The 25,636-nt window shown below is 73.5% G+C and carries 22 protein-coding genes and 1 riboswitch; of the genes, 11 read left to right on the top strand and 11 right to left on the bottom strand.

Going from position 1 to position 25,636, the window contains the following annotated elements:
• The first annotated feature begins 115 nt into the window (after positions 1 to 115).
• Entirely contained in the window at positions 116 to 2,056 is a 1,941-nt protein-coding gene (locus tag ACFWI8_RS08250; protein WP_387087221.1) for an ABC transporter ATP-binding protein, read from the top strand.
• A 10-nt stretch (positions 2,057 to 2,066) separates the two neighbouring features.
• Here the strand turns inward: ACFWI8_RS08250 and ACFWI8_RS08245 are convergent, their stop codons facing one another.
• Positions 2,067 to 2,495, bottom strand: coding sequence for a DoxX family protein (locus ACFWI8_RS08245; protein ID WP_387087219.1), 429 nt, complete (start codon positions 2,493 to 2,495; stop codon positions 2,067 to 2,069).
• 111 nt (positions 2,496 to 2,606) lie between these two features.
• On the opposite strand from ACFWI8_RS08245, the gene ACFWI8_RS08240 reads away from it, so the two are divergent.
• Positions 2,607 to 3,197 (top strand): TetR/AcrR family transcriptional regulator, encoded by a 591-nt coding sequence (locus ACFWI8_RS08240; RefSeq protein ID WP_387087291.1) that lies wholly within the window; start codon positions 2,607 to 2,609, stop codon positions 3,195 to 3,197.
• 37 nt (positions 3,198 to 3,234) lie between these two features.
• Positions 3,235 to 3,408, top strand: a riboswitch (TPP riboswitch).
• Between the two features lie 19 nt (positions 3,409 to 3,427).
• Here the strand turns inward: ACFWI8_RS08240 and ACFWI8_RS08235 are convergent.
• The gene (locus ACFWI8_RS08235) at positions 3,428 to 4,525 is read right to left on the bottom strand and encodes an Lrp/AsnC family transcriptional regulator (protein WP_387087217.1); all 1,098 of its coding nucleotides are present in this window, start codon (positions 4,523 to 4,525) and stop codon (positions 3,428 to 3,430) included.
• Positions 4,526 to 4,714: 189 nt separating this feature from the next.
• On the opposite strand from ACFWI8_RS08235, the gene ACFWI8_RS08230 reads away from it, so the two are divergent.
• Positions 4,715 to 6,304, top strand: a complete 1,590-nt coding sequence (locus tag ACFWI8_RS08230) for an AbgT family transporter (protein ID WP_387087215.1) — start codon at positions 4,715 to 4,717, stop codon at positions 6,302 to 6,304.
• Between the two features lie 57 nt (positions 6,305 to 6,361).
• Positions 6,362 to 7,588, top strand: a complete 1,227-nt coding sequence (locus ACFWI8_RS08225) for a M20 family metallopeptidase (RefSeq protein WP_387087213.1) — start codon at positions 6,362 to 6,364, stop codon at positions 7,586 to 7,588.
• A gap of 609 nt (positions 7,589 to 8,197) precedes the next feature.
• Here ACFWI8_RS08225 and ACFWI8_RS08220 read toward each other — a convergent pair.
• The 3 genes from ACFWI8_RS08220 to ACFWI8_RS08210 are packed head-to-tail and all read right to left on the bottom strand — an operon-like array spanning position 8,198 to position 9,996.
• The gene (locus ACFWI8_RS08220) at positions 8,198 to 8,875 is read right to left on the bottom strand and encodes a hypothetical protein (protein ID WP_387087211.1); all 678 of its coding nucleotides are present in this window, start codon (positions 8,873 to 8,875) and stop codon (positions 8,198 to 8,200) included.
• Complete coding sequence (locus ACFWI8_RS08215; protein WP_387087209.1) at positions 8,853 to 9,428, bottom strand: SigE family RNA polymerase sigma factor; 576 nt, start codon at positions 9,426 to 9,428, stop codon at positions 8,853 to 8,855. The genes ACFWI8_RS08220 and ACFWI8_RS08215 overlap by 23 nt, the downstream gene beginning before the upstream one ends.
• Positions 9,429 to 9,438: 10 nt before the next feature.
• Positions 9,439 to 9,996 carry a hypothetical protein gene (locus ACFWI8_RS08210; RefSeq protein WP_387087207.1) on the bottom strand — a complete coding sequence of 186 codons (558 nt, stop codon included), beginning with the start codon at positions 9,994 to 9,996 and terminating at the stop codon, positions 9,439 to 9,441.
• A 99-nt stretch (positions 9,997 to 10,095) separates the two neighbouring features.
• Here ACFWI8_RS08210 and ACFWI8_RS08205 point away from each other — a divergent pair, with 99 nt between their 5' ends.
• Positions 10,096 to 10,947 (top strand): NUDIX domain-containing protein, encoded by an 852-nt coding sequence (locus ACFWI8_RS08205; protein ID WP_387087205.1) that lies wholly within the window; start codon positions 10,096 to 10,098, stop codon positions 10,945 to 10,947.
• On the top strand, positions 10,944 to 11,777 hold the full coding sequence (locus ACFWI8_RS08200; RefSeq protein ID WP_387087203.1) for an MBL fold metallo-hydrolase: 834 nt from the start codon (positions 10,944 to 10,946) through the stop codon (positions 11,775 to 11,777). Before ACFWI8_RS08205 ends, ACFWI8_RS08200 begins: the two co-directional genes overlap by 4 nt.
• 31 nt (positions 11,778 to 11,808) lie before the next feature.
• Here the strand turns inward: ACFWI8_RS08200 and ACFWI8_RS08195 are convergent, their stop codons facing one another.
• The gene (locus ACFWI8_RS08195) at positions 11,809 to 12,483 is read right to left on the bottom strand and encodes a Crp/Fnr family transcriptional regulator (protein ID WP_132933688.1); all 675 of its coding nucleotides are present in this window, start codon (positions 12,481 to 12,483) and stop codon (positions 11,809 to 11,811) included.
• 287 nt (positions 12,484 to 12,770) lie between these two features.
• On the opposite strand from ACFWI8_RS08195, the gene nth reads away from it, so the two are divergent.
• From nth to ACFWI8_RS08180, 3 genes are all read left to right on the top strand, one after another.
• Positions 12,771 to 13,619, top strand: a complete 849-nt coding sequence (gene nth, locus ACFWI8_RS08190) for an endonuclease III (protein WP_387087200.1) — start codon at positions 12,771 to 12,773, stop codon at positions 13,617 to 13,619.
• A 68-nt stretch (positions 13,620 to 13,687) separates the two neighbouring features.
• Complete coding sequence (locus ACFWI8_RS08185; RefSeq protein ID WP_387087198.1) at positions 13,688 to 14,374, top strand: NUDIX hydrolase; 687 nt, start codon at positions 13,688 to 13,690, stop codon at positions 14,372 to 14,374.
• Positions 14,375 to 14,387: 13 nt separating this feature from the next.
• A complete protein-coding gene (locus ACFWI8_RS08180; protein WP_387087196.1) occupies positions 14,388 to 15,587 on the top strand; it encodes a MarP family serine protease in 1,200 nt (399 codons plus the stop codon).
• A gap of 368 nt (positions 15,588 to 15,955) precedes the next feature.
• Here ACFWI8_RS08180 and ACFWI8_RS08175 read toward each other — a convergent pair whose 3' ends face one another.
• The 4 genes from ACFWI8_RS08175 to ACFWI8_RS08160 form a co-directional block, all read right to left on the bottom strand.
• Positions 15,956 to 16,894, bottom strand: coding sequence for an alpha/beta fold hydrolase (locus tag ACFWI8_RS08175; protein WP_387087194.1), 939 nt, complete (start codon positions 16,892 to 16,894; stop codon positions 15,956 to 15,958).
• Positions 16,891 to 17,328, bottom strand: coding sequence for a phage holin family protein (locus ACFWI8_RS08170; protein WP_311596275.1), 438 nt, complete (start codon positions 17,326 to 17,328; stop codon positions 16,891 to 16,893). Before ACFWI8_RS08170 ends, ACFWI8_RS08175 begins: the two co-directional genes overlap by 4 nt.
• A 180-nt stretch (positions 17,329 to 17,508) precedes the next feature.
• Entirely contained in the window at positions 17,509 to 19,470 is a 1,962-nt protein-coding gene (acs, locus tag ACFWI8_RS08165; protein ID WP_387087192.1) for an acetate--CoA ligase, read from the bottom strand.
• Between the two features lie 179 nt (positions 19,471 to 19,649).
• Positions 19,650 to 21,974, bottom strand: coding sequence for a bifunctional SulP family inorganic anion transporter/carbonic anhydrase (locus ACFWI8_RS08160; protein WP_387087190.1), 2,325 nt, complete (start codon positions 21,972 to 21,974; stop codon positions 19,650 to 19,652).
• Between the two features lie 293 nt (positions 21,975 to 22,267).
• On the opposite strand from ACFWI8_RS08160, the gene ACFWI8_RS08155 reads away from it, so the two are divergent.
• Positions 22,268 to 23,557 carry a hypothetical protein gene (locus tag ACFWI8_RS08155; RefSeq protein WP_387087188.1) on the top strand — a complete coding sequence of 430 codons (1,290 nt, stop codon included), beginning with the start codon at positions 22,268 to 22,270 and terminating at the stop codon, positions 23,555 to 23,557.
• On the opposite strand, the gene ACFWI8_RS08150 is transcribed toward ACFWI8_RS08155, so the two are convergent.
• Positions 23,545 to 24,534 carry an ATP-binding protein gene (locus ACFWI8_RS08150; RefSeq protein WP_387087186.1) on the bottom strand — a complete coding sequence of 330 codons (990 nt, stop codon included), beginning with the start codon at positions 24,532 to 24,534 and terminating at the stop codon, positions 23,545 to 23,547. The two genes, ACFWI8_RS08155 and ACFWI8_RS08150, sit on opposite strands and share 13 nt — an antisense overlap.
• Before the next feature lie 118 nt (positions 24,535 to 24,652).
• Here ACFWI8_RS08150 and ACFWI8_RS08145 point away from each other — a divergent pair, with 118 nt between their 5' ends.
• A complete protein-coding gene (locus tag ACFWI8_RS08145) occupies positions 24,653 to 25,525 on the top strand; it encodes an oxidoreductase (RefSeq protein ID WP_387087184.1) in 873 nt (290 codons plus the stop codon).
• Positions 25,526 to 25,636 lie beyond the last annotated feature (111 nt).

The following is a 25,636-nucleotide window of genomic DNA, read 5'->3' as shown; positions in this document are numbered from 1 at the left end:
GGGCGTTGGCGCTCGCCGAGTTCGCCCACCGGCGGTCGCCTCGTTAATTCGGATGCGCCGCCGCTACCCGACGTGCTGGGATGGTCACGGTGTGCGTCGAGGGGTGGAGGGCGGGATGCCGATGTGGGGCCGGAAGGTGAAGGAGTCCGGGGAGTTCGTCACCGAGTCCGAACGGCTGTTGTTCGGTGGGCGGTTGCGGTACGACATGGGGTGGTCGCGGCACGACGACGCCGTGTTGGAGCTGACGTTGCGCCGCACGCTGGTGCGGCTGCCGCAGATGGTGGCGATGAGCGTGCGGCTCGCGTGGGCGGCGGATCGGCGGGCGACGCGGGCGGTGGCGTTGGCGGAGGTGGCGCGGGGCGTCGCGCAGGCGGTGATGCTGCTGAGCGTGCAGGCGGTGCTGGTGGCGTTGTTGGAGCCGGCGGACGTCACCGACGGGTTACGGGACGCGATGCCGGCGATCGCGGTGATGACGGTGGTGGGGGCGGTCGGCGCGGTGGCGCGGGCCGTGTCGACGTACGCGGACGGCACGTTGCAGCCGAAGGTGGAGCGGCACGCGCAGGAGCGTTACCTGGAGCGGGCGTTGGGGGTCGAGCTCCAGGCGATCGAGGACCACGCGTTCCACAAGCTGCTGGAGTCGGCGCAGTTCGGGGCGTCGTCGGCGCGGCGGATGATCGGGCACGGGACGCGGGTGATCTCGGCGCTGCTGTCGCTGGCGGCGGCGGCCGGCGTGCTGGCGGTGCTGCACCCGGTGTTGATGCCGATGCTGTTGCTGATGACGATGCCGAGCGCCTGGTCGGCGCTGACCATCGCGCGCCGCCGTTACCAGTCGTACCAGGAGTGGGTGCAGCACTCGCGGGCGGCGAACACGCTGTCCCGGCTGATCATCGAGGCGGACGCGGCGGCCGAGGTGCGGGTGCACGGGGTGGGTCCTTTCCTGCTGCGGCACTTCCGGGCGATGTCGCAGTCGTACGAGGGCGAGCAGGCGCGGTTGGCGCGGGAGGCGGCCGGCACCCGGCTCGTCGCGTCGGCGCTGACCGGGACCACGGCGCTGGCGACGTACCTGGTGCTCGGTGGCCTGCTGTGGTCGGGGGCGATGGAGGTCGCGGCGGCCGGGGCGGCGGTGGTGGCGATCCGCACCGGCTCCTCGTCCTTGGACAACCTGATCGCGCAGGTCAACTCCATGCACGAGGACAGCCTGTTCGTGACCGACCTGCACCAGATCGTCGAGCAGTCCACCGGCCGGGAGATCCCGGTGGGCGGGGCGCCGTTGCCGGAGCGGCCTGAGTCCATCGAGGTGGAAGGCGTGACGTTCGCCTTCCCCGGCACGGAGGGGCCGCCGGCGTTGCGCGGGGTGTCGTTGACGATCCCGGTGGGGCGGGTCACGGCGCTGGTGGGGGAGAACGGCTCGGGCAAGTCCACGCTGATCAAGCTGCTGTGCGGGTTGTACCAGCCGCAGGCGGGCCGGATCCGGTTCGGTGGGCAGGACATCGCGGCGGCCGACCGGCAGGACCTCTTCTCGCGGTTCGCGGTCGTCGGGCAGGACTTCTACCGCTGGCCGTTCACCGCGCGGGTCAACGTGGCGGTGGGGCGGACGGCGGTGCCGATCAGCGAGGAGCGGCTCGAGTCGGCGGCGGCCCAGGCCGGCGCGGGCGACGTGGTGGCGGGGCTGCCGCACGGCTGGGGGACGTTGCTGTCCCGCGTCTTCCAGCGCGGTCACCAGCTCTCCGGCGGGCAGTGGCAGAAGCTGGGGATCGCCAGGGCCGCCTACCGGGACGCGCCGATCCTGATCGTCGACGAGCCGACGGCGGCGCTGGACGCGCGGGCCGAGCAGGAGGTCTTCGACCGGATCCGGGCGCTGGCCGACGCCGGTCGGACGGTGGTGCTGATCACCCACCGGATGGCCTCGGTGCGGGACGCGGACCTGGTGCACGTGCTGCACGGCGGGCGTCTGGTGGAGTCCGGCACGCCGGACGAGCTGTTGCGGGGCGGCGGCAGGTACGCGGAGATGTACGGCATCCAGGCCGCGCAGTTCGCCAGGAGCGGCGCGGCCTGAGGGACCGGCGTCAGAGGGCCGCGGCGACGGCGGCGCCGACGAAGACCACCTGGAGCGCCATCCGGGTGGGCAGCGGCGTGGCGCCCGGCAGGCGGCGGCGTACGGCCGAGACGTTCGCCGGGGTCATGGCGAGCATCAGCAGCACGAGGGCGAGTGCGGCGTACGGCGCCACCGGCGGGATCAGCAGGCCGGCGGCGCCGACCAGCTCGAGACCGCCGGTGAGGTCGACCAGCAGCCGGGGCCGGGGGAGGGCCGGCGGGACCATCGCGATCAGCTCGTCGCGCTTCGGCTGGACGAAGTGGGCCAGGCCGGTGGCCAGGAACATCAGCGCGAGGCCCCCGCGCAGCGCCGGCTGCCACGCGTCGAGCGCGTCGACGCCGACCAGGCCGAGGAGCCTGAGGACGGCGAACCCGCCGACCAGGAAGACGAAGGGAGCCATCTGCCCACCCCAAATCTTGTCATTGGAAAGATCCTGGCGTCGACTATAACTTGTCAGTGGAAAGACCGGGTGTCGGGAGAGGAAGGGAGCGTGGGGCACATCAGTCGGCAGATCAGTCAGGCGAGCGGCTACCACCACGGAAACCTGCGCCGGGCCGTGATCGACGCGGCGCTGGAGGCGATCGACGAGTCCGGGCCCACCGGCTGGAGCCTGCGCGCGCTGGCCCGCCGCGCCGGGGTCTCGCACGCCGCGCCCGTGCACCACTTCGGGGACAAGGCCGGGCTGCTGACGGCCGTGGCCGCCGAGGGGTACGAGCTGTTCGCGGACGCGCTGGAGGCGCGGGCGGCCGAGGGGGACTTCCAGGAGGTCGGGGTCGCGTACGTGCGCTTCGCCGTGCGCCACCGGGCGCACTTCGCGGTGATGTTCCGCCCCGAGCTCTACCGGCCGGACGATCCGGCGCTGGTCGCGGCGCGCGACCGCGCCGGTGCCGTGCTCGCCGCCGGCGCGCGGCGCCTCTCGGCAGAGCCGGCGGGGGACCGGGCGGTCACCCTGGCCGCCTGGTCGGCCGCGCACGGCTTCGCCGGCCTCTGGCTGGACGGCGCGCTGCCCGAGGCCCGCGACCCGGGGCAGGATCCGGAGGCCGTGGCGCGGCGGGTGTTCCGGGCGATGTTCCGCGGGGGCCCCGGCGAGCCAGCCGCTTGACGGGGGGTATGGGTCGTTTTATCGTAGAAAGTGCCTGTGGGGCGAGCGAGGGAGTTCGAACCGGAGATCACTCGGAAGACTGGCTAGAGACCAGATCGGACCGAGATTCGAAGGTCGGGCTGAGAGGCCGAAGGTCGAGCAGACGGACCAACGGCGACCTCCACCACCTGATCCGGGTCATGCCGGCGCAGGGAGCCCACCTCGCAGGTCTTTCTTCTGCCCGGAGGCGGTCAGTGACCGTCACCGGGCTCTCGTGTGTCGTGCCCGCCCCGCCGCAGGAAGCCGTCCAGGCGCGGGCCGAGCCGCACCCCGTCCCGCGCGGTCCAGTGCCGGCGCAGCACCCGGACGCCGACGCACGTGTCGACGCCGGTGACGCCGGGGAAGGCCCCGAGATCGTGGGTGATGAAGCGCGCCAGGTCCTCCTCGTCCCGGTAGACGCCGTAGTGGATCACCGACGAGGAGCCGGCCACCATCGAGACATAGCGCGCCGACGGGTGGCCGCCGAGGGTGTCGAGGAGCTCGGGGATGGCCTGCGGCTGCGCGGTCAGCGACACCAGGGCGTTGAGCGGGTAGCCGAGCAGCGTCGGCTCGATCTCCACCCGCGGCCACAGCGCGCCGCACTCCAGCAGGTGCTGTGAGGTGCGGTAGGCGGTGGAGCGGCTGACGCCCAGCTCGCGGGCGATGTCGGCGGCGGTGATCCGGCCGTTGGCCGCCATCAGCTCCAGTGCGCTGCGCTCGAGGTCCGACAGCTGCTCAGGCGAGGTCAGCCGCTCGCCCGTGACCTGGACGGCGTGCTCGCGCAGCCGCTCGGTCTGCTCGGCGTCGAGCCGGTGCAGCCGCCAGCTCTGGCCCATGGTGTGGGCGCGCAGCACCAGTTGGGACTCGGTGGAGACGATGCCGGGGATGCCGGGCAGCCGGTTGGTCAGCAGGTCGAAGATGTCGGTGCCGAGCAGCGGGTAGACCGTGCAGTAGATGTCGGCCTTGCCCGTGGTCAGCAACAGCGTCTGGACCTCGGCCAGTTCGAGGATGTGGCCCGCCACCTCGGCCGACCGCCCCGGCACGCAGTTGATCCACACCTGGCGCGGGTTCTCCGTGGTGATCAGCGGCCAGTCGAGGCGGCCGACGACGCGCAGCAGCCGCTCGGAGCGCAGCCTGCCGAGGCGGCGCGCGATGGTGCTGGCCGAGCTGTCCAGCACCTCGGCGAGCGCGTTGACCGGGGTGCGGGGCGCGATCTGGAGCGCCGCGACCAGATCGAGGTCGACGTCGTCGAGCAGCCGTTCCTCCGGGCGCTTCGATGACCGCCGGGTGGTGACGGTGGCCGTTGGCATGGCGTCGATCCTAGTCGGCGCGGGAGGGGGCGCGTCCATCGCCGGGAAGTTACGCGGGCGAAACAACCGCGAAGCGCATAGCCATTGACACATTCATTCACAGTGGCGTCTCATGATGGCGCAATACGCCACCTGCTGCGCCAAGCGTGCGCCCGGGTGGTTGACCATCGGACGAGAGAGGTTCCGGGTGTGGAGACCAGGACAGCGGGGGACCGCCCCACCGGCTCGATAGCCGTCACCCTGCGCGTGCTCGGCGTCATCGAGCGGGCGGGCAACAGACTGCCCCATCCCTTCTGGCTCTTCGTGATACTCAGCGGCGTGCTGCTCGTGCTGAGCTGGGCGCTCAACGCCGCCGGCGTGTCCGCCGAGTCGCCGACGGACGGCGCGACCGTCGCCGTCAAGAGCCTGATCTCGGACGCCGGCGTCACGATGATGCTCGACGGGCTGATCGAGAACTACGCGGCCTTCCCGCCGCTCGGCGTCGTCCTCGTCGTGATGCTCGGCGTCTCGGTCGCCGACAAGGCCGGGCTGCTCACCGCCATGCTGCGGGCCGCGCTGGCCCGGGTGCCGGTCAGGGCCGTCACCTTCATGATCGCCTTCACCGGCATGATCGCCCACATCGCCTCCGACGCGGCGTTCGTGGTCATGATCCCGCTGGGCGCCATCGCCTACCGCTCCATCGGGCGCAGCCCGGTGCTCGGCGCCGTGGTCGCGTTCGTCTCGGTCTCCGGCGGCCACGCGGCCAGCCCGCTGGTCACCCCGTCCGACGCCACGCTCGCCGCGCTCACCACGGCGGCGGCCCACACCATCGACCCCGAGTACGCGGTCACCCCGGTCGCCAACTACTTCTTCTCGCTCGCCTCCTCCGTCGTGCTGGCGCTGGTCGTCACGGTGGTAGCCGAGACGCTGCTCAGCCGCCGCGTCGCCCAGATGGCCGCGGACGACACCGAAGGCACCGGCGAGGCGAGCGGCGAGGCGAGCGGCGACCCGACCGGCGACGACGAGCTGCCCGACCTGTCGCTGAGCGCCGACGAGCGCCGCGGGCTGCGCCACGCCGGCTACACGGCGCTGGTGCTGGTCGCCGCCATCGCGGCCGCCGCGCTGCCGACCGGCTCACCGCTGCGCGGCGAGCACGGCGCCGTCATCGACTCGCCGCTGGTGCACAACGTCGCCGTCTTCCTCTCGCTGCTCTTCTTCGCCACCGGCGTCGCCTACGGGCGGGCGGTCGGCGCGGTCCGCGAGGCCAGGGACATCCCCGACCTGATGGCCCAGGGACTGCGCGAACTCGCCCCGATCCTGGTGCTGTTCTTCGCGATCTCGCAGTTCCTCGCCTACTTCAGGTGGACCGGCATCGGCGAGGTCATGGCCATCAGCGGCGCCCGGCTGCTCGACTCCTCCGGCGTGCCGCTCACCCTGATCTTCGTCGGCGTCATCCTCGTGGTCAGCCTGATGAACCTGGTCCTCACCAGCGGATCCGCGATGTGGGCCCTGATCGGCCCGGTGTTCGTACCGATGCTGATGCTGCTCGACGTCGCGCCCGAGACGACCTGGGCGCTGTTCCGGATCGCCGACTCCTGCACCAACGCCATCACGCCGATGAGCCCCTACTTCGTCCTCTGCCTCGGCTTCGTCCGCCGCTACCGGCCGCGCGCCGGCATCGGCACGCTCATGTCCCTGACGCTGCCGGTGTCGATCTCGATGCTCGCCGTGTGGACGGTGCTCTTCCTCGGCTGGTACGCGCTCGGCATCCCCTTCGGCCCGGGCGCGCCGACCCCCTGACCTCCCGTCCGTACCGAACAACCCGCACGCCACGATCCACCGGAGAACCGAAAGACCATGCCCGCACCCGCGCCAGCCCCCGCACCCGACCTGTCACGTCTTGCCGAGTGGTGCCGCGAGCCCGGGCGGCTCGACGACCACCTGACCGACCTGCGGCGCCTCGTCGAGCAGGAGTCCCCGAGCGAGGACAAGGCGCTCCTCGACGCCGCCGCCGACCTGATCACCGAGCTGCTCGACGAGCGGCTCGGCCGGCCCGACCGCCTCGTCCGACACCGCCAGCCCGAGCTCGGCGACGTGCTGGAGGCCGAGTACGCGGGCGACCCGGGCGCCGGCCTGGTGACGGTCGTCGGCCACTACGACACCGTCTGGCCGGCCGGCACGGCGGCCGACTGGCCGTTCACCGTGGTCGACGGGCGGGCCTCGGGCCCCGGCGTGTTCGACATGAAGGCCGGCGTGGTGCAGGGCATCTGGGCGCTGCGGGCGTTGCGGGAGCTGCGCGAGCTCGGACTGCCGTGCCCCACCGTGCGTTTCGTGTTCAACGGCGACGAGGAGACCGGCAGCGTCGTCTCCCGGCCGTACATCGAGAGCGCGACGGACGGGGCCCTGGCCACGCTGGTGCTCGAGCCGGGCGGCGAGTGGGGCATCAAGGTCGGGCGCAAGGGAGTCGGCATCTTCAACCTCACCACCACCGGGGTCGAGGCACACGCCGGCCTCGACCCGACGAAGGGCGCGAGCGCGGTCCACGGCATGGCCGAGGTGATCCAACACCTGGTCGCGGCGGCCGACCTGGACCGGGGCACGACGGTCAACGTCGGCCGGATCAGCGGCGGCACGGCGCGCAACGTGATCGCCGGCCGGGCGGACTGCCTGGTGGACGTGCGGGTCGGCAGCGCGGAGGAGAGCGCGCGGATCGACGGCGTACTGGCCGGCCTCGGCGCGTCCGACCCCCGGGTCACCGTCACCGTGGACGGCGGCTGGAACCGCCCCCCGATGCTGCCGGGCCCGGCCGGCCGCCGGATCTTCGCGCTGGCCGACGAGGTCGCCACGGCCATCCGCGAGCCGCTGGCCGAACTGTTCGTCGGCGGCGGCAGCGACGCCAACTTCGTCGCGGCGCTCGGCCGGCCCGTCCTGTGCGGCATGGGCGCCACGGGCGACGGCGCGCACGCCCGCCACGAACACGTCCTGGTCGCCGACATCCCCGACCGCACGGCCCTGACAGCCGGCACGCTGCTCAGGCTCGCCGCCGGCTCGCTGGCCACCGACCCGCTGGCCGCGACGGCCTGACCGCCGCGTCGCCCTCGCCGGGCGGGCTCGGCCGCGAGCGTCTGGCGGGGACGGGCACCGGTGACGCCGGGTGGGCCGAGCACCGCCTGTGCTCAGCCGCCGGGCTCGGCGCGGAGCGCGGGTGGGTGTGGATCGACCGGTCGAAGGCGAGCACGACACCTCCCGCCGCGGAGCGCCAGTTGGTGGCGGACATGAGGTACCTTCCGGCCCTGCCGGCCGCCGCCAGTCCGGCGCGCGGCACCGGGTGGGCTCGGTGGCGAGCGCGGTCGGAGGAGCGCTGGCCTCCCGGCGCGGAGCGCCGGTTCGCGGCCGGCGTGAGGCGCCCTTCGGCCCTGCCGGCCGCCGGGCTCGCGGGCCGTCGCCGCTCCGACGCGCGGCACCGGGTGGGCTCGGTCGCGAGCGCGGTCGGAGGGGTGTCGGCCTACTGGCGCGGTGCGTCGGTTGGCGATGGGGCCTGAGGTACCTGCCGGCCCTGCCGGCCACCGGCTCGCGGGTCCGGCGCGCGGCGCGCGCGTCGTGGCTCGTTCGCCGGCCCGGCGGGTCGCGGATGCGGCCTCCGCCCGGCCGGGTGCCGGACCTTCGAGGCGCTCAGACCGCCAGGTCGGCCCGTCACGGCCCCGTCGCCACGCTCTCCGAGGCGAACGGTCGGCCGTCCGCGCCGTAGGCGGTGACGGAGACCGACCGGCTCGCCGTCAGGTCCGTCGCGTCGAGGAAGAAGACTCCCCAGCCGGGATCGCCCGGCAGGGCGAGCAGCGTGGCGGGGTACTCCCGTCCGTCCAGCCCGACGGTGATCCGGCTCGGCGGGTCCGTGGACCGCCAGACGCCGTGGTACAGGACGCGTCCGAAGACGGTCCAGTGCGCGACCTCGAGGGGTGACGTCGAGGCCGCCGGCGACTCGGCCCCGGTGGTCCCCATCGGGTCGCCCGAGACGCTGAGCCGGTAGTCCTCGTCCGGCGACAGCCGCACCGTGACGTCCGGCGCCACCGTCACCTCCTCGCCCGGCTCTGCCACCCGGACGTGTTCGGGCGACGGGGCCGGCGCCACCGGAGGCGCGGGGGCCGGCGGGGGCGCCGCGCCGTCCGGCAGGGCCAGCAGCGTGGCGGCCAGGCAGGCGCCGGCCGTGGCCACGGCGGTCGCGGCCGTCGCCAGCCGGCGGCGCCGCCTCGCGCGGCGACCGCGGTCGAGCAGCTCGGCCACCGGCGCCGGCCCCGGCACCAGCGCGTCGGCGGCGGCCCGCAGCCGTTCGCCGATCAGCTCGGCGTCCTCACACCCGTCGCCGCGCGGCATCGGCGACCACCTCCGTTTCCCGTCCTTCGGCGAGCACCGGCCGCAGCGAGCGCACCGCCCCGTCCTCCCGCAGCTTGGCCAGGCCCCGGGAAGCCTGACTGCGCACCGTGCCGACCCGGGTGCCGAGCAGCCGCGCCGTCTCCGTCTCCGAGCGGTCCTCGACGTAGCGCAGCACCACGGCCGCCCGCTGGCGCGCCGGCAGCCGCCGCAGCGCGCGCACCAGGGCGTCCCGGTCCGCTACCCCCTCGGTGGGGTCGGCGCCACGACCCGCCGCCCCCGCCTCCTCGTGGAGGAACGGCAGCGGCCACTCGCGCAGCCTGGCCCGCCGCGCCCGGTCGCGGTGCGCGTTGATCAGCATCCGCCACGCGTAGGCGTCGGGGTCGGCGGCCTCCCCGATCCGGTGCCACTTCACGTACGCCTTGACGAGGACGGCCTGCACCAGGTCCTCGGCGTCGTGGTGGTCGCCGGTCAGCAGGTAGGCCGTCCGCAGCAGCCGCGGCCAGCGGCTGACGGCGAACGCGGTGAAGTCGGCCTCGGCGCACGCGTCGGTCATCGCGCCGGCCTCACGGCCACGGCGTGACCTCGATCTCGTCGAACGGCTCGTGGTCCTGGTCGTACGCGACCACGGTGAACGACTCGGGCAGGTCGCCGCCGAAGGTGTCCGCCGAGGCGTAGTAGGCGCCCCAGCCCGGATCGCCCTCCAGCGTCACCGGCTGGGCGACGTAGCCCCAACCCTCCACCCCCTCCGGCACGATGACGATCTCGGACGGCCGCTCGTCGAGCCGCCAGGCGCCGTGCACGAGAATCGTCTCGCCGTCCACGCGCTGCGTCCCGACGCTGATGCTGTCGGGCCGGATGCCGGCGCCCACCTGCTGCCTGGCCTGCTCAAGGCTCTCGGTGAAGTAGTCCGGGTGGGAGACCACGTAGTTCTGCCGCCCCTCGGGCAGCAGGGCCATCAGGTGCTGGTCGTCGATCTCGACGGCCTCGTACGGCGCCACCTCCAGCACTCCGTTGCCGCCCGCCGAGGCGGTGCCGGGCACGGCGAGCACGGCGGCCGAGGCGATCGCGGCGGCGGCGAGCAGCGCCCGGCGCGGGACGGACGAGCGGATCGAGCCGGTCATGGGGGTCTCCTTCGTGGTGCGGCTGTCACGGAAACAGCTGTCACGAGAACAGACGGCCGCGGGATCCGGAATCGATGCACGCGCCCGTAGCATCCATGCATGGGTCTGGGGAGTGCGGGTGGCGGCGGGCAGTGGTTCCCGCCCGAGTGGCCGGAGCGGATCCGGGCGTTGGCGCGGGGCGAGCTGACGCCCGTCGTGCCGCGGGTGGCGGCGACCGTGCTGCTGTTGCGAGACGGAGCGGACGGCGGGGACGGCGGGGACGGCGCGGCCGGGCTCGAGGTGTTCCTGCTGCGCCGGCGTCTTTCGATGGCGTTCGCCGGCGGCGCCTACGCCTTCCCCGGCGGCGCCATGGACCCGGGCGACGAGTCCGTGCGGTACACGGCGGTCCGCGAGCTGTTCGAGGAGACGGGCGTGCTGCTCGCCGCGCCGGCCGCCGAGCCCGGCCGGCTCGTCGGTGAGGTGGTCCCCGAGGCGGTCACCGAGGCGCCGCCGCCGTTCGGTGAGCTGCTGGCACGGCGCGGCCTGGTGGCGCGCGGCGACCTGCTGGGGGCGTGGGCGCGCTGGATCACGCCGGAGTTCGAGGCGCGCCGCTACGACACCTGGTTCTTCGTCGCCGCGCTCCCGCCCGGCCAGCGGGCCCGCAACGCCTCGACCGAGGCGGACCACACCGGCTGGCTGTCGCCCGCCCTCGCCATAGCCCGTTACGAGCGGCGCGAGCTGCTGATGATGCCGCCCACCGTGGCCACCCTGCGGCGGCTGCTGCCGCACCGGACGGTCGACGCCGCGCTCGCCGCGGCCGCCGCCGGCGGCGAGCCGGAGCCGGTGCTGGCGCGCGCCAGCCTGGTCGGGGACGAGGTGGTGTTGAGCTGGCCCGGGTATGAGGAGTTCGAGAAGCGGCTGCCCAGGGAACCGGAAGCGGGCGGCGAGGAGAGTGGGGAGCGCACGACATGACCGACGCGTCCGCACTGCCGGGCCGGCCGGCCGACGCGGTGCTCGACGGGCCGACCACCGAGCGGTCCGTCTGCCTGCTGGCGCCCAACCCGTCGCCCATGACGCTGGACGGCACCAACACCTGGATCCTGGCCGAGCCGGGCTCCGCCGAGGCCGTGGTGGTCGACCCCGGCCCGGCGGACGAGGCGCACCTGCGGCGCGTCGCCGACACGGTGGCCGCGGCCGGCCGGCGCGTGGCGATGACGCTGCTGACGCACGGCCACGCGGACCACACCGGGGGCGCGCCCCGGTTCGCCCAGCTGACCGGCAGCCCGGTGCGGGCGCTCGACCCGCGGCTGCGGCTCGGCGACGAGGGGCTCGCGGGCGGCGACGTGATCCGGGTGGCCGGCCTGGAGATCGAGGTGGTCGGCACCCCGGGGCACACCGCCGACTCGCTCTCGTTCCACATCCCGGCCGACGGGGCGCTGCTCACCGGCGACACGGTGCTCGGCCGCGGCACCACGATCATCGCCCACCCGGACGGCAGGCTCGGCGAGTACCTGGACTCGCTGCGCCGACTGCGCGAGTTCAGCGAGCGCGAGGGGCTCGGGACCGTGCTGCCGGGGCACGGCCCGGTGCTGCGCGACCCGGTCGGGGTGATCGACTACTACCTGGTGCACCGCGCCAAGCGGCTCGCCGAGGTGGAGACGGCCTACGAGGCCGGCCACCACACCGCGGCCGAGATCGTGGCGCACGTCTACGCGGACGTGGACCGCTCGGTGTGGCCGGCGGCCGAGCTGTCCGTGCTCGCGCAGCTGGAGTACCTGCGCGAGCACGGCCTCGTCGTCTGACCCCGAGGCGGTCTGAACCCGAGGGGGCGGTCTAACGCGAGCGGCGCGCCAGCCGCTCGATGTCCAGCAGGATCACGGCGCGCGCCTCGAGACGCAGCCAGCCGCGGGCCGCGAAGTCGGCCAGCGCCTTGTTCACCGTCTCGCGGGAGGCGCCCACCAGCTGGGCCAGCTCCTCCTGGGTGAGGTCGTGCACCACGTGGATGCCCTCCTCCGACTGCACGCCGAAGCGGCGCGACAGGTCGAGGAGCGCGCGCGCCACCCGGCCTGGCACGTCGGAGAAGACCAGGTCGGACATCTGGTCGTTGGTCCTGCGCAGCCGGCGGGCCACGGCCCGCAGCAGCGCGGCCGCGACCTCGGGGCGGGCGCTCAGCCAGGGCTGGAGGTCGCTGTGGCCGAGGCCGAGCAGCCGGACCTCGGTGACGGCGGTGGCGGTGGCGGTGCGCGGGCCCGGGTCGAAGAGGGAGAGCTCGCCGATCAGCTCACCGGGGCCCAGCACGGCCAGCATGTTCTCCCGGCCGTCGGGTGAGGTGCGGTGCAGCTTGACCTTGCCGTCGGTGACCACGTAGAGGCGGTCACCCGGGTCCCCCTCGTGGAAGAGGGTGTCGCCGCGGGCGAGCGTCACCTCGGTCATGGAAGCGCGCAGCTCAGCGGCCTGCTCGTCATCGAGCGCCGCGAAGAGCGGGGCGCGCCGCAGAACGTCGTCCACGAGTGCCTCTCCTTATCGGCCGGGGTGCGCCGGGCGGTGGGGCGCGGTCACGCCCCTCATCATGCCGGACGCTCCGGCAGTGCTATCAGTCACAAGTCTGACCTACCGGAACCCTCGCTCCTACGCCAGGGGCCCGTTCGGGCCGTGATTCCGTGGAGGCCCGGGCGAATGTCGGTGCCGCCGTTTACGCTGGCCGGGTGGCCAACGGCCGGGAGATCGCCCGGTGGTGGCGGAGGGACGAGGCCGTGGGGGACCACGGCGAGGAACCATGAGGAGGAGCCGGGCGGGTGAACGCGAGCCAGGATTCCGCTGTTGGCGAACGCACTGCTCCGCGCGGGCGAGCCGGTGCCGCCCGTTCGGTGGGTGCCGGGCGGCCGGAGAGCCGGGTCGCCATGGTGCGCAGGGCCAGAAAGATCAACCGGGTGCTGGCGGACGTCTTCTCGTACGCCCATCCAGAGCTGGACTTCGAGAACCCCTACCAGCTGCTGGTCGCCACCGTCCTCTCGGCCCAGACCACCGACCTGCGGGTCAACCAGACGACGCCCCGGCTCTTCGCCGCCTACCCGACCCCCGAGGACCTGGCGGCGGCCGATCCGGCGGCGGTCGAGGAGATCATCAGGCCCACCGGCTTCTTCCGCGCCAAGACCAAGTCGCTGATCGGGCTCTCGGCCGCCCTGCGGGACGAGTTCGGCGGCGAGGTGCCGGGGCGCCTCGATGACCTGGTGCGGCTGCCAGGCGTCGGCCGCAAGACGGCCCACGTCGTCCTGGGGAACGCGTTCGGCAAGCCCGGCATCACCGTCGACACCCACTTCCAGCGGCTGGTCCGCCGCTGGCGGTGGACGGAGGAGTCGGAGCCGGAGAAGATCGAGGCCGCGGTCGCCGAGATCTTCCCCAAGAAGGAGTGGACGATGCTGTCGCACCGGGTGATATTCCACGGGCGCCGCATCTGCCACAGCCGTAAGCCCGCCTGCGGCGCCTGCCCCGTCGCGCATCTGTGCCCCTCGTACGGCGAGGGCGAGACGGACCCGGAGAAGGCGAGGAAGCTCCTCAAGTACGAGCTGGGCGGCCAGCCAGGACAGCGGCTCAAGCCCCCGGCCGACTACCCGGGCAAGCCGGCCCCGGCCGCGGGTCCCTGAGCCGCGGGGCTCCCACCGGCCGGGGCCCCGCCCGGCCCGCCACCGCAGGACCGACCCGGAGGAAGCCCATGACCAGTGCGCACCACGTCGACATCCACCGGGTCGGTCCCGACGCGCTGCCCGAGTGGCTGCGGCCCCTGGCGCGCGCCGCCCACACCATCACCCCCCGGCAGCTCAGCCGCTTCCTCCCGCCACCCGAGGGCGGCCGGCAGTCGGCGGTGCTCGTGCTGTTCGGCGAGGGGCCGAGCGGCCCCGAGCTGCTGCTGCTCCAGCGGGCCACCAGCCTGCGGGCGCACGCCGGCCAGTCCTCGTTCCCCGGCGGCGCGCTCGACCCGGGCGACGGCGACCCGGAGGGCGAGGGCCCGCTGCGCGCCGCGCTGCGCGAGGCAGCCGAGGAGACCGGCCTCGACCCGGCCGGGGTGCGGGTCTTCGCCATCCTGCCCCGGCTCTACATCCCGGTCAGCGGCTTCGTCGTCTCGCCGGTGCTCGGCTGGTGGCACGAGCCGACCCCGGTGGCGCCCGTGGACCCGGCCGAGACGGCCCGCGTCTTCACCGTGCCGCTCGCCGAGCTCGCCGCCGCCGCCAGCCGCGGCACCGCCCTGCACCCCAGCGGCTACCGCGGCCCGTGCTTCCTCGTCGCCGACACCCTGGTCTGGGGCTTCACCGCCGGCCTCATCGACCGGATCCTGTACTACGCGGGCTGGGAGGAGCCGTGGGACCACCGGCGGGAGATCCCACTCGACCACGGCGCGTGAGACGGTATCCGTCATGAACGTCCTCGACGTGCTGCTGGTGTTGGCCGGGATCTGGTTCGCCGTCATCGGTTACCGGCAGGGATTCGTGATCGGAGTCCTCTCCGTCACGGGCTTCGTCGGCGGTGGCTTAGCCGCCGTCTACGCGCTGCCCCTGGTGTGGCGCGAGATGAACGACGGCGACCAGCCGGCCGACGCGGCCGTGATCGCGGCGGTCGTCATCGTGCTCCTCGCCGCCTCCATCGGCCAGGCCCTCACCACCCACTGGGGCAACCGGCTGCGCGACCGCATCACGTGGAGCCCGGCCCGCGCGCTCGACGCCACCGGCGGCGCCCTGGTCAACGTCCTGGCCATGCTGCTCGTCGCCTGGCTGATAGGTTCCGCGCTCGCCATGACCACGCTGCCCACGGTGGGCCGTGAGGTGCGCGACTCCCGGGTGCTCGGCGCCCTCTCCGGCGCCCTGCCCGAGCGGGCCGACGGCTGGTTCACGGACTTCGGCTCCGTCCTCGCCCAACAGGGCTTCCCCCAGGTCTTCGCGCCCTTCGACGACGAGGTCATCACGGCCGTCCCGCCACCCGACCCGGCGCTGGCCACCAGCCCCGTCGTCGAGCAGGCGAAACGGTCCATCGTCAAGGTTGAGGGCACCGCCACCGGTTGCGGCAAGGTCCTGGAGGGCACCGGCTTCGTCTTCGCGGCGGAGCGCGTGATGACCAACGCGCACGTCGTCGGCGGCGTCACCGAGCCCACCGTGCAGATCGGCGGCGAGGGCGAACTGTTCGACGCCGAGGTCGTGCTCTACGACTGGCAGCGCGACATCGCCGTGCTCGACGTGCCGGGGCTCGACGCGCCGCCGCTCCAGTTCGCCCAGGACGACGCCGTCACCGGCGACGACGCCATCATCGCCGGCTTCCCCGAGAGCGGCCCGTTCGACGTGCGCCCGGCCCGCGTCCGCGAGCGCTTCGACGCCAACGGCCCCGACATCTACCGCCGCGGCACCGTCGACCGCGACATCTACTCCCTCTTCTCCACCGTCCGCCCCGGCAACTCGGGCGGCCCGCTGCTCACCCCGGACGGCCGCGTGTTCGGCGTGATCTTCGCCAAGTCACTGGACGACGCCGACACCGGATACGCCCTCACCAACGACGAGTTGGCCGAGCTGATCGCCCTGGGCCGCGCCACCGAGGGGCGGGTCGACACCCAGGGCTGCGCGCTGTAGGCCCGAGGAAGAGGGGCGGACGCCGGATCAGCTCCTGGGGTGCCGCAACCGGACCCCTACCCACCGGGCGCGCCGGCGCAGGATGTCCGGGAAACCGATCCGCGGATCCGGCAGCGAGCCGCCCCGGGTCCGCCGCGCGGCGCTGAGCCGCGCCCGCGTTGCGGCGCCAGCGCCGCGTCGATCACGTGCCACGTCACGGTAGTCGTGCCAGCCCATACCCGCTCCCTGCCCGCTTCCAAGGTCAGTAACCTCCCGGATGCGAAGTCGGTCGGCGTATGCGGCCGGCCTGTGCCGACGGCCTGTGCGGCCGGCACGTGCGGCCGGCACATGCGGAACGGCTGGCGCGGCCGACCGGCCACAGCGGAGCGTCAACGGCGGTCCGGCTCCGGGTCGCGCAGCCAGTCGATCAGCTCGGCGCTGAACGCCACCGCGTCCTCCTCGTGCGGGTAGTGCCCGAGCCCGTCGAAGAGCCGCCAGCGGTAGGGCGCCTCCACGTACTCGCCGGAGCCCGCCACGCTCCTGGTGCGCATCACCGGGTCGAGCGAGCCGTGCAGGTGCAGCGTCGGCACCAGCACCGGCCGCTTCATCCGCCGGTTGAACTGGATGCCGTCCGGGCGGGCGATCGACCGCACCATCCAGCGGTAGGGCTCTATGGCGCAGTGCGCCGTCGACGGGATCGCCATCGCCTGCCGGTAGACCTCCACGGCCTCCGGCTCCGGCTGGCGCGGCCCCGACCACTCGCGCAGCAGCCTGCCCACCGCCTCCGCGTCGTCCGCCACCAGCTGCCGCTCCGGCAGCCAGGGCCGTTGGAAGCCCCAGACGTAGGAACTCGCCGCCGTCTGCCGCGGATCCCTCAGCAGCGCGGAACGCCAGCTGCGCGGATGCGGCATCGAGGACACCACCAGGCGGCGCACCAGCTTGGGCCGCATCACCGCCGCCGTCCACGCCAGGTAGCCGCCGAGGTCGTGCCCGACGAGCGCCGCGTCCGGCTCGCCGAGCGAGCGGATCACCCCGGTGACGTCCAGCGCCAGGTTGGCCGGGTCGTAGCCGCGCGGCGTCCGGTCGCTGCCGCCCACCCCGCGCAGGTCCATCGCCACCGCCCGGTAGCCGGCGTCGGCCAGCGCCGTGAGCTGGTGCCGCCAGGCCCACCAGAACTGCGGGAAGCCGTGCACCAGCAGCACCAGCGGGCCGTCGCCGAGCTCGGCGATGTGGAAGCGGGCGCCGTTGGCGGCGACATGACGGTGCGTCCACGGCCCGTCCCGTAGGACGACCGCGGACCACATCCCCGACTGGTCAGGAGCGGTCATGTGGACGAGCCTGCCTCGTCGGCGGGGACGCCACGCGGCCGGGGCCTGACGCTCGACAGTACGGAAGCCGACGCCTTGGCGGAGCGGATCGAACGCTCGGGCGGCGCGATCCGGCCGAACCTGCTCTTGGCGAGCAGGAAGAGCAGCAGCGCGAGCAGCACGTAGAAGCCGCCCACGATGGTGCAGGAGAGGGCGAGCGAGATCCCCCACCAGTTGTGGATCCAGAAGGCCAGCGCGAAGCTGAACAGCGGCACCGCGAAGACCGTCAGCACGGCTCCCACCATGCCGGCCACGCTGCCGAGCAGCGCCCGCCTGACGTCCTGCCGCAACTCGGCCTTGGCCAGCGCGATCTCGTCGTGCACCAGGCCGGACAGCTCGGCGGTGGCCGAAGCGACCAGCTCTCCCAGGCTGCGGCCCTCGTCGGCTGCGGTCATCGCGTTCTCTCCCTCTCTTCTCTCCAGGACGCGTCGCGCCCGGAGGTGGTTGCTGCCGGTGCACGACGGTAGTGGGATGTTCGCCCGGGGGAGCGATGCCGCAAATGGTATAGGGGCGCCCGGCGGACACCGGACGCCCCTCAACCCCTCGAACGGGTAACGCCGTCGTAACGAGAACGCTCAGTCCTCGCTGGCCGCGGACGGCAGCTTGGCCTGGATCAGGTCCATCACCGTGGAGTCGGTCAGCGTGGTCACGTCACCCAGCTCGCGGTTCTCCGCCACGTCCCGCAGCAGCCGGCGCATGATCTTGCCCGAACGGGTCTTGGGCAGCTCGTCGACCGGCAGGATCTTCTTCGGCTTGGCGATCGGCCCCAGCTCCTTGGCGACGTGCGCCCGCAGCTCGTCCACCAGGCCCGGGGCCTCCTCGGCGCCGCCGCGCAGGATCACGAACGCGACGATGGCCTGGGTGGTCTGCGGGTCGGTGGCGCCCACCACGGCCGCCTCCGCGATCCTCGGGTGCGAGACGAGCGCCGACTCCACCTCGGTGGTCGAGATGTTGTGGCCCGACACCAGCATCACGTCGTCCACCCGGCCCAGCAGCCAGATGTCGCCGTCCGCGTCCTTCTTGGCGCCGTCGCCCGCGAAGTACCTGCCGGGGAAGCGGGACCAGTAGGTGTCGAGGTAGCGCTGGTCGTCGCCCCAGATGGTGCGCAGCATGGACGGCCAGGGCTCGGTCAGCGTCAGGTAGCCGCCCGAGCCGTTGGCCACCTCGTTGCCGTCGTCGTCGACCACGGTGGCGCTGATGCCGGGCAGCGGCACCTGCGCGGAGCCCGGCTTGGCGTGGGTGACGCCGGGCAGCGGGCTGATCATGATGCCGCCGGTCTCCGTCTGCCACCAGGTGTCGACGACCGGGACGCGGTCGCCGCCGATGTGCTTGCGGTACCAGATCCACGCCTCGGGGTTGATCGGCTCGCCGACCGAGCCGAGCAGGCGCAGGCTGCTGAGGTCGAAGCCGGAGGGGACGTCGTCGCCCCACTTCATGCAGGTGCGGATCGCGGTCGGCGCGGTGTAGAGGAGGGTCACGCCGTACTTCTGGACGATCTCCCACCAGCGGCCGTTGTGCGGGGTGTTGGGGGTGCCCTCGTAGACCACCTCGGTGGCGCCGTTGGCCAGCGGGCCGTACACGATGTAGGAGTGGCCGGTGACCCAGCCGACGTCGGCGGTGCACCAGTAGACGTCGGACTCGGGCTTCAGGTCGAAGACGGCGTGGTGGGTGTAGGCCACCTGGGTAAGGTAGCCACCCGAGGTGTGCAGGATGCCCTTCGGCTTCCCGGTGGTGCCCGAGGTGTAGAGGATGAACAGCGGGTGCTCGGCGTCGAACGCCTGCGGGGTGTGCTCCTCCGGCTGACGGTCCACCACCTCGTGCCACCACACGTCCCGGCCCTCGCGCCACGCCACGTCCTGGCCGGTGCGGCGCACCACCAGCACGCTGCGCACCGCCTCCGTGCCGGGGCGGGTCAGCGCCTCGTCCACCGCGGGCTTCAGCGCCGAGGGCGCGCCGCGCCGCCAGCCGCCGTCCGAGGTGATGACGATCCGGGCGTCGGCGTCCACGATCCGGGTGGCCAGCGCGTCGGCGGAGAACCCGCCGAACACCAGCGAGTGCGGGGCGCCGATCCGGGCGCAGGCCAGCATCGCGATGATCGCCTCGGGGATCATCGGCAGGTAGATGGCGACCCGGTCGCCGGCCTCGACGCCCAGCTCGGTGAGCGCGTGCGCGGCCTTGGAGACCTCGCGCTGGAGCTCGGCGTAGGTGATGGCGCGTGAGTCGCCCGGCTCGCCCTCGAAGTGGATGGCGACCCGGTCCCCGTGGCCGGCCTCGACGTGCCGGTCGACGCAGTTGTACGCCACGTTGAGCCGGCCGTCGGCGAACCACTTGGCGAAGGGCGGGTTGGACCAGTCAAGCGTCTGGGTGGGCTCCTGCTCCCAGCTGAGCCGGCGCGCCTGCTCGGCCCAGAACGCCGGCCGGTCGGCGTCGGCCGCCTCGTAGGCGGCGGCGGTGACGTTGGCGCCGGCGGCCAACTCGGCGGGGGGAGCGAACCGCCGCTCCTCCGTCATGAGATTGGCCAGGCTCTCTTTACTCACGACATCTCCCTCGGCGTGCTGGTGTGTCCCAGGGCACACCTCATCAGTCCGGATGGGCTTTGACAAGGGCAACCGGACGAGTGGTGTAGACCTGTCGCGGGGGAACGCGACGAACGGCACCGAGGCGCGGTGAGCGGCCCGCGGGCGCGCGACGAACGGCACCCGCGGGCCGCGCCGGGTCAGCCGGGCAGCGGCTCCGCGCACGCGTCGGGTCGGCGTTCGTCGGGCCGCACCGCCGCGAACACCGGAGCCGGGCCCGCGGCCACGCCGCGGTTCAACACGTACGCCTGGGCCTCGCCGACGTGGAAGTACATGCCGCGCAGATCGAGCTCGCCCTCCGCCATCCGCCGCGCCACGCACGGGTGCAGGGCGAGGTGGTCGAGCTGCTGCAGCACGTTGGTCAGGCACAGGGCCTCCAGCGCGTCGGCGGGTGGCCGCGCGTCGAGCCGGGCGGCCGTGCCGTTGGCCTGGGCGAGCCGGGCGAGGCTGGGCCGGCCGTGCCGCAGCCAGCGGTCGAGGGAGCTGGCCGCGGCTGGATCCGCCGCCTCCGACTCGATCAGACCGTCCGGGCTGAGCGACTCGAGGGCGTGCATCGCCCCGCAGCCCGAGTGCCCGCACACCGTGATGGAGCGCACCCGCAGCATGTCGACGGCGTACTCGATGGCCGCCGCCACCGAGTGGTCGGCCGACTCGGCGCCGGGCGGCGGCACCAGGTTGCCCACGTTGCGCACGGTGAACAGATCGCCCGGGCCGCTCGACGTGATCATGCTGGTGACCAGGCGGGAGTCGGCGCAGGTGATGAACAGCTCGCCGGGCCGCTGCCCCTCGTCCGCGAGCCTGGCCAGCTCGTGGCGCACCAGCGGCGCCGTGGTGCGCTGGAAGTTCCGCACGCCGACGAGCAGTTGGTCGGGGTGGTGGTCGCCGACGCGCAGCGGCCCCGGGCTGCCGGCGACCGGCGGCGGCGCCGCCGTGCACTGGTGGTTGCGCCAGGGGAGCCAGGGCCGGCACTGGTGGGGCGTGGACAGGTCGTCCAGGAGCCGCCGCCCCGACCGGCCGGTGATCTCCACAGGACCGCCCTGCGCGGCGTGTGCCGTCCGCCAGTCGTGCAGCGCCTCGTAGGCCGCGTGGTCCATGAACGTGCCGTCCAACTCGACGGTGGCGGGCTCGTGTTCGGGGACCAGCGCCAGCGCCCGGCTCAGCCGCGGCACCGCGAGGAACGTCAACTGCCCGTGCACCCTGATGTGGTGCGAGCCGTCGGCCAGCCGCTCGTGGCCGATCCTGGTGTGGGTCAGCCGGTGCAGCGCCACCGCGACGGCCACCGCGATGCCGATGCCCACGCCCTCCAGCACGCCGAGGAAGGTGACCCCGGTCGCCGTGACCGCGTACACCAGCACCTCGCGGTGCCGGGTGACGCTGCGGATGTGCGTGATCTTGACCATCTGCGCGCCGACCACCGCGACCAGGGCGGCGAGCGCGGCCAGCGGGATCTGCTCCAGCAGCCCGACGAGCAGCCCGGTGGCCAGCAGCACCCAGCAGCCGTGCAGGATCGCGGACCAGCGGCTGACGGCGCCGGCCGCCACGTTGGCCGCGCTGCGCACCGCGACGCCGCTGATCGGCAGCCCGCCGAGCAGCCCGGAGACCACGTTGCCCGTGCCCTGGCCGCGCAGCTCCCGGTCCAGGTCGGCCCGGCGCACCGGCGGCCCGCCGGCGCGCTGCCTGGCCGTCGCCAGCTTGTCCACGGCCACCGCGGACAGCAGCGACTCGACGCTCGCCACCAGGGTGATGGTGAGCACGGCCGCCGCGAGGCCAAGCACCGGGCCCTCCGGCATGCCGGAGAGCGAGTGGCTGCTCCAGCTCGGCAGGTCGGCGCGGGGCAGCCGCAGGTCAAGCGCCCAGGCGAGCAGGGTGGCCAGGGTCATGGCGGCGAGCGCGGCCGGCACCGCGCCGCGCACCGCCCCGCCGGTCCGGCCCGGCAGCCGGGGCCAGCCGAGCAGCACCGCCACCGTGAGGCCGCCGACGACAGCGGCCGTGAGGTGGGGGTCGGTCAACTGGCCCGGCAGGTCGCGCAGGTTGTCCAGCGCGGAGGTCTCCGGGCTGCCGCCGAGGACGACATGGAGCTGGGCGAGGGCCATGGTGATGCCGATGCCGGCGAGCATGCCGTGCACGATGGCGGGGCTGACCATCAGGGCGGCGCGGGCCACCCGCAGTGCGGAGAGCGCCAGTTGGGTGAGGCCGGCGAGCACGGTGATGGCGCAGGTGGCGCGCCAGCCGTACTCCTGGATGAGCTCGGCGGTGACCACGGTGAGGCCGGCGGTCGGGCCGCTGACCTGGAGCGGGGCGCCGCCGAGGGCGCCGGCGACGAGGCCGCCGACGGCGGCGGCGAGGAGGCCCGCCTGGAGCGGGGCCCCGGTGGCGAGGGCGATGCCGAGCGAGAGCGGCAGCGCGATCAGGAACACGGAGATCGACGCGGATACGTCGGGTCGGCGAGGGGCGCAGGCGGACATGTTCCGTCTCCGTCCAGGAGGTGCTGGCGAGGGTGGTCGACGTGGGCTTCGAAGGATTTCGGAAGAGAACCGACCGTGAAGGTATGGCCAGGCTCAAGCGTCAGTAAATGAAGAGTAATGGCGCGTAAAGGCGTCGACTACTCGGGGAAAGCCTCCACACGGAAATTACTCCTTACGAGCTAAATAATCATTCAATCCGCTTGTCGTATTAACATCTCACTTCCACATCTCTTATGAAGTTGGGACTGGCGTACCGATGAGGTGTGGGAGGACCCATGGTGGTCTTGCGTGGAATGCGAGCGGTTCGGTGGTCGGCGGCCGCCGCGCTGCTGCTCGGGGTGGCCGGCTGCGGCACCTTCGGCGACGAGCCGGACGGCGGCGGGGATCAGGAGCCGAAGAAGCGGGGCGAGGCCTCGCCCGACCATCCGGGGCCCCCGTCCCGCGAGTCCCTCGAGCAGGCCGGGAAGCTGATCGGTGACGGCTCGACCGCCGACACCGGGCGGCAGCCCAACCAGCCGAAGGCCATCCGCCTCCGACCCGGCGAGGAGCCACCGCAGTTCGTCGTCTTCTCCTGGGACGGCGCGGGCGAGGACGGCAACCGGCTGTTCTCCCACTTCCGCGAGGTGGCCGAGGAAAACGACGCGAGCATGACCTATTTCCTCTCCGGGCTCTATCTGCTGCCCGAGAGCGAGCGGCAGCGTTACCGGCCGCCCGGGCACGCGCCCGGCGCCTCCGACATCGGTTACCTCAGCGACGAGAACATCCGGGCCACCATCGAACAACTACGCGCCGCCTGGCTGGACGGCAGCGAGATCGGCACCCATTTCAACGGCCACTTCTGCGGCCCCGGCGGCGTGGGCGACTGGTCGGTCGAGCAGTGGGTGAGCGAGATCACACAGGCGAAGTGGATGGTCGAGAACTGGCGCACCACCACCGGGTTCCACGACCTGGAACCGCTGCCCTTCGACTACGAGAAGGAGTTGGTCGGCGGCCGCGCGCCCTGCCTGGAAGGCCAGCGGAACCTGCTGAAGGCCGCCGCCGAGACGGGACTGCGCTACGACTCAAGCGGCAGCGGCCGGCAGGTCTGGCCGGAGAAGAGCCCCGAGGGCGTCTGGGACATCCCGCTCCAGGAGGTCCCGATGCCCGGGCGCGAGTTCGAGACGCTCTCGATGGACTACAACTACATGTACAACCAGTCGGGCGAGGGCAGCGGCGACCCGGCCATGCACCCGGTGTGGGAGGAGCAGATGCGCGGCGGGCTGCTCGCCGCGTTCGACCGCGCCTACCACGGCAACCGGGCGCCGCTCATCATCGGCAACCACTTCGAGGACTGGAACGACGGCATCTACATGCGCGCCGTCGAGGACGTCATCAAGGAGGTGTGCCCGAAGGAGGGCGTGCGGTGCGTCTCCTTCCGGCAACTCGTCGACTGGCTCGACGCCCAGGACCCGGCCGTGCTCGAACTGCTGCGGACCCTGGACGTCGGAGTCAGCCCACCCGGCGGCTGGCAGGCGTTCCTCGGCGGGATCAGGCCCGCCGCCTTCGGGTTCAGCGCCCCGCCCGGGCGGGCTCAGGCCAGCTGAGGGCTGGGCAGCCGCGCCTCGCTGAGCGTGAAGCCGGGGTCGACCTGCGCGGCCAGGTCGGCCCCGGTCCGCTCGTTCCCCCAACTCGCCGCGTTCTTCAGGTGGAAGTGCACCATCTGCTGCGTGTAACGCTCCCAGTCGCGGCGGGCGTAGGCCGCGTCGGCCGCGTCGATGAGCACGTCCAGAGCCCGGGCGTTCTCCGGCTCGAGATCGCCGAACGGCCGCCCGCTGCCGCGCTCCAGCGCCCGCACCCAGTCCGACTGGCCGAAGGCGACCAGCAGGTCGTCCCCCACCTCGGCGCGCAGGAAGTCCAGGTCCTCCTGGCCCTGCACCTTGTTGCCCACCACGCGCAGCGCGACCCCGAAGTCCCGCGCGTAGTCCCGGTACTGGCGGTAGACCGAGACGCCCTTGCGGGTCGGCTCGGCCACCAGGAAGGTCATGTCGAAGCGCGTGAACATGCCGGAGGCGAACGAGTCGCTGCCGGCCGTCATGTCGACCACCATGAACTCGCCGCGCCCGTCCACCAGGTGGTTGAGCACCAGCTCGACGGCGCCGGTCTTGGAGTGGTAGCAGGCGACGCCCAGGTCGTCCTCCGTGAAGGGCCCGGTGACCAGCAGCCGCGCGACGCCGTCGTCCAACGGGACGGCGCGGGCGCAGGCGTCGAAGATCGGGTTGTCCTCGCCGAGCCGCAGCAGCCGCGAACCCTCGCCCGGCGGCGTGGTCTTGATCATCGTCTCGGCCGAGAGGATCCGCGGGTTGGCGCCGCGCAGGTAGTCCTTGATCAGGCCGAGCCGCTCGCCCATGGGGGGCACCGCGGCGGCCTGCTCCTCCGTCAGCCCGAGCGCCACGCCGAGGTGTTGGTTGATGTCGGCGTCCACCGCGGTCACCGGGGCCCGGCGGGCCGCGAGGCGCCGGATGAACAGCGAGGACAGCGTCGTCTTCCCGCTGCCACCCTTGCCTACGAAAGCGATCTTCATGTTCATTAGCGTAGCCCGGGGCGGGCCGGCCCAAGGCCGTTCGAGGGACGGGGCCACTCGAACGTGTGGGTCGTGCCGGGAGGTTCACCGCGATCGGGCCCCGCCTAGGCTTCGGGGCATGACCGCCGACGCAGACCCGAACCCCCGCCGTTCGACCGCCCCCGACCCCGCGGGCGATCCGCTGGCGCCGCTGGCCGAGCTCCCCGGGGTGGCGGACGCCGTCGAGTCGGTGCGCGCCGCCGTGGACGGCGTCTACCGGCACCGCGTGATGCGCCGCCGCAGCCCGGAGATCGCGGCCGAGGCGGCGCTGCGCGGCGCCCGCGCCTCGGCGGCGCTCGCCGGCGCCGACTGGGCGCTCGAAGAGGTGCGCCGCCGCAGCGACTTCGGCGCGGACCCACAGGCGCGGGCGGTGGGCGCCGCGCTGCGACTCACCGCGGAGGCCGGGCAGTCGCTCGGGATCTGGCCGGTCTCGCCGCTACGGGTGCTCGCGCGGCTGCACCTGGTGGCCGCCGGCGGCGGCTCGGCGGCCGAGGAGGCCGTGGGCCGGCCCAGGCTGCCGGGCGAGGCGGTCGCGGACGACGAGTGGGGCGACGGCGCCCCGGCGCCGGACGCCGGTGAGGTGGCGGCCCGGCTCGACGCGTTGGGCCGCCTCGTGCTGGGCGGCACGTCGGCGCCGGCGCTGGTGACGGCCGCCGTGGTGCACGGCGAGTTGGCCGCGCTGCGCCCGTTCGTCACGCACAACGGCGAGGTCGCGCGGGCGGCGGAACGGATCGTGCTGGTCGGGGGCGGGCTCGACCCGAAGTCCGTGGCGCCGGCCGAGGTCGGGCACGCGGAGCTCGGCCGGCCGGCCTACCTCGCCGCGCTCGCCGGCTACGCGTCGGGGACCAGGGACGGGGTGGCGGGGTGGATCGTCCACTGCGGCAGGGCGATCGAGCTCGGCGCGCGCGAATCGGTCGCCGTGTGCGAGGCGTTGCAGCGCGGCGCCGCCTGAGCGCGGGCGGGCGAGAAGGGCGAGAAGGGCGAGAAGGGGGCGAAAGGTAAAATCTCGCGCCCCCCGTTTCCCTTTTGGCCCCATCGGAGTACAAAGGACTCAACGGCCCAT

The sequence above is a fragment of the Streptomyces sp. NPDC127098 genome, from assembly GCF_042722465.1.
Taxonomy (GTDB): domain Bacteria; phylum Actinomycetota; class Actinomycetes; order Streptomycetales; family Streptomycetaceae; genus Streptomyces; species Streptomyces millisiae.
This window is presented reverse-complemented; position numbering and strand designations above follow the sequence as displayed.

Coding starts and splice junctions, on each gene's coding strand:
- ACFWI8_RS08250 (WP_387087221.1), top strand. CDS start 116: ATGCCGATGTGGGGCCGGAAGGTGAAGGAGTCCGGGGAGTTCGTCACC.
- ACFWI8_RS08245 (WP_387087219.1), bottom strand. CDS start 2,495: ATGGCTCCCTTCGTCTTCCTGGTCGGCGGGTTCGCCGTCCTCAGGCTC.
- ACFWI8_RS08235 (WP_387087217.1), bottom strand. CDS start 4,525: ATGCCAACGGCCACCGTCACCACCCGGCGGTCATCGAAGCGCCCGGAG.
- ACFWI8_RS08225 (WP_387087213.1), top strand. CDS start 6,362: ATGCCCGCACCCGCGCCAGCCCCCGCACCCGACCTGTCACGTCTTGCC.
- ACFWI8_RS08220 (WP_387087211.1), bottom strand. CDS start 8,875: ATGCCGCGCGGCGACGGGTGTGAGGACGCCGAGCTGATCGGCGAACGG.
- ACFWI8_RS08215 (WP_387087209.1), bottom strand. CDS start 9,428: ATGACCGACGCGTGCGCCGAGGCCGACTTCACCGCGTTCGCCGTCAGC.
- ACFWI8_RS08210 (WP_387087207.1), bottom strand. CDS start 9,996: ATGACCGGCTCGATCCGCTCGTCCGTCCCGCGCCGGGCGCTGCTCGCC.
- ACFWI8_RS08205 (WP_387087205.1), top strand. CDS start 10,096: ATGGGTCTGGGGAGTGCGGGTGGCGGCGGGCAGTGGTTCCCGCCCGAG.
- ACFWI8_RS08200 (WP_387087203.1), top strand. CDS start 10,944: ATGACCGACGCGTCCGCACTGCCGGGCCGGCCGGCCGACGCGGTGCTC.
- ACFWI8_RS08185 (WP_387087198.1), top strand. CDS start 13,688: ATGACCAGTGCGCACCACGTCGACATCCACCGGGTCGGTCCCGACGCG.
- ACFWI8_RS08180 (WP_387087196.1), top strand. CDS start 14,388: ATGAACGTCCTCGACGTGCTGCTGGTGTTGGCCGGGATCTGGTTCGCC.
- ACFWI8_RS08175 (WP_387087194.1), bottom strand. CDS start 16,894: ATGACCGCTCCTGACCAGTCGGGGATGTGGTCCGCGGTCGTCCTACGG.
- ACFWI8_RS08170 (WP_311596275.1), bottom strand. CDS start 17,328: ATGACCGCAGCCGACGAGGGCCGCAGCCTGGGAGAGCTGGTCGCTTCG.
- ACFWI8_RS08160 (WP_387087190.1), bottom strand. CDS start 21,974: ATGTCCGCCTGCGCCCCTCGCCGACCCGACGTATCCGCGTCGATCTCC.
- ACFWI8_RS08155 (WP_387087188.1), top strand. CDS start 22,268: ATGCGAGCGGTTCGGTGGTCGGCGGCCGCCGCGCTGCTGCTCGGGGTG.
- ACFWI8_RS08150 (WP_387087186.1), bottom strand. CDS start 24,534: ATGAAGATCGCTTTCGTAGGCAAGGGTGGCAGCGGGAAGACGACGCTG.
- ACFWI8_RS08145 (WP_387087184.1), top strand. CDS start 24,653: ATGACCGCCGACGCAGACCCGAACCCCCGCCGTTCGACCGCCCCCGAC.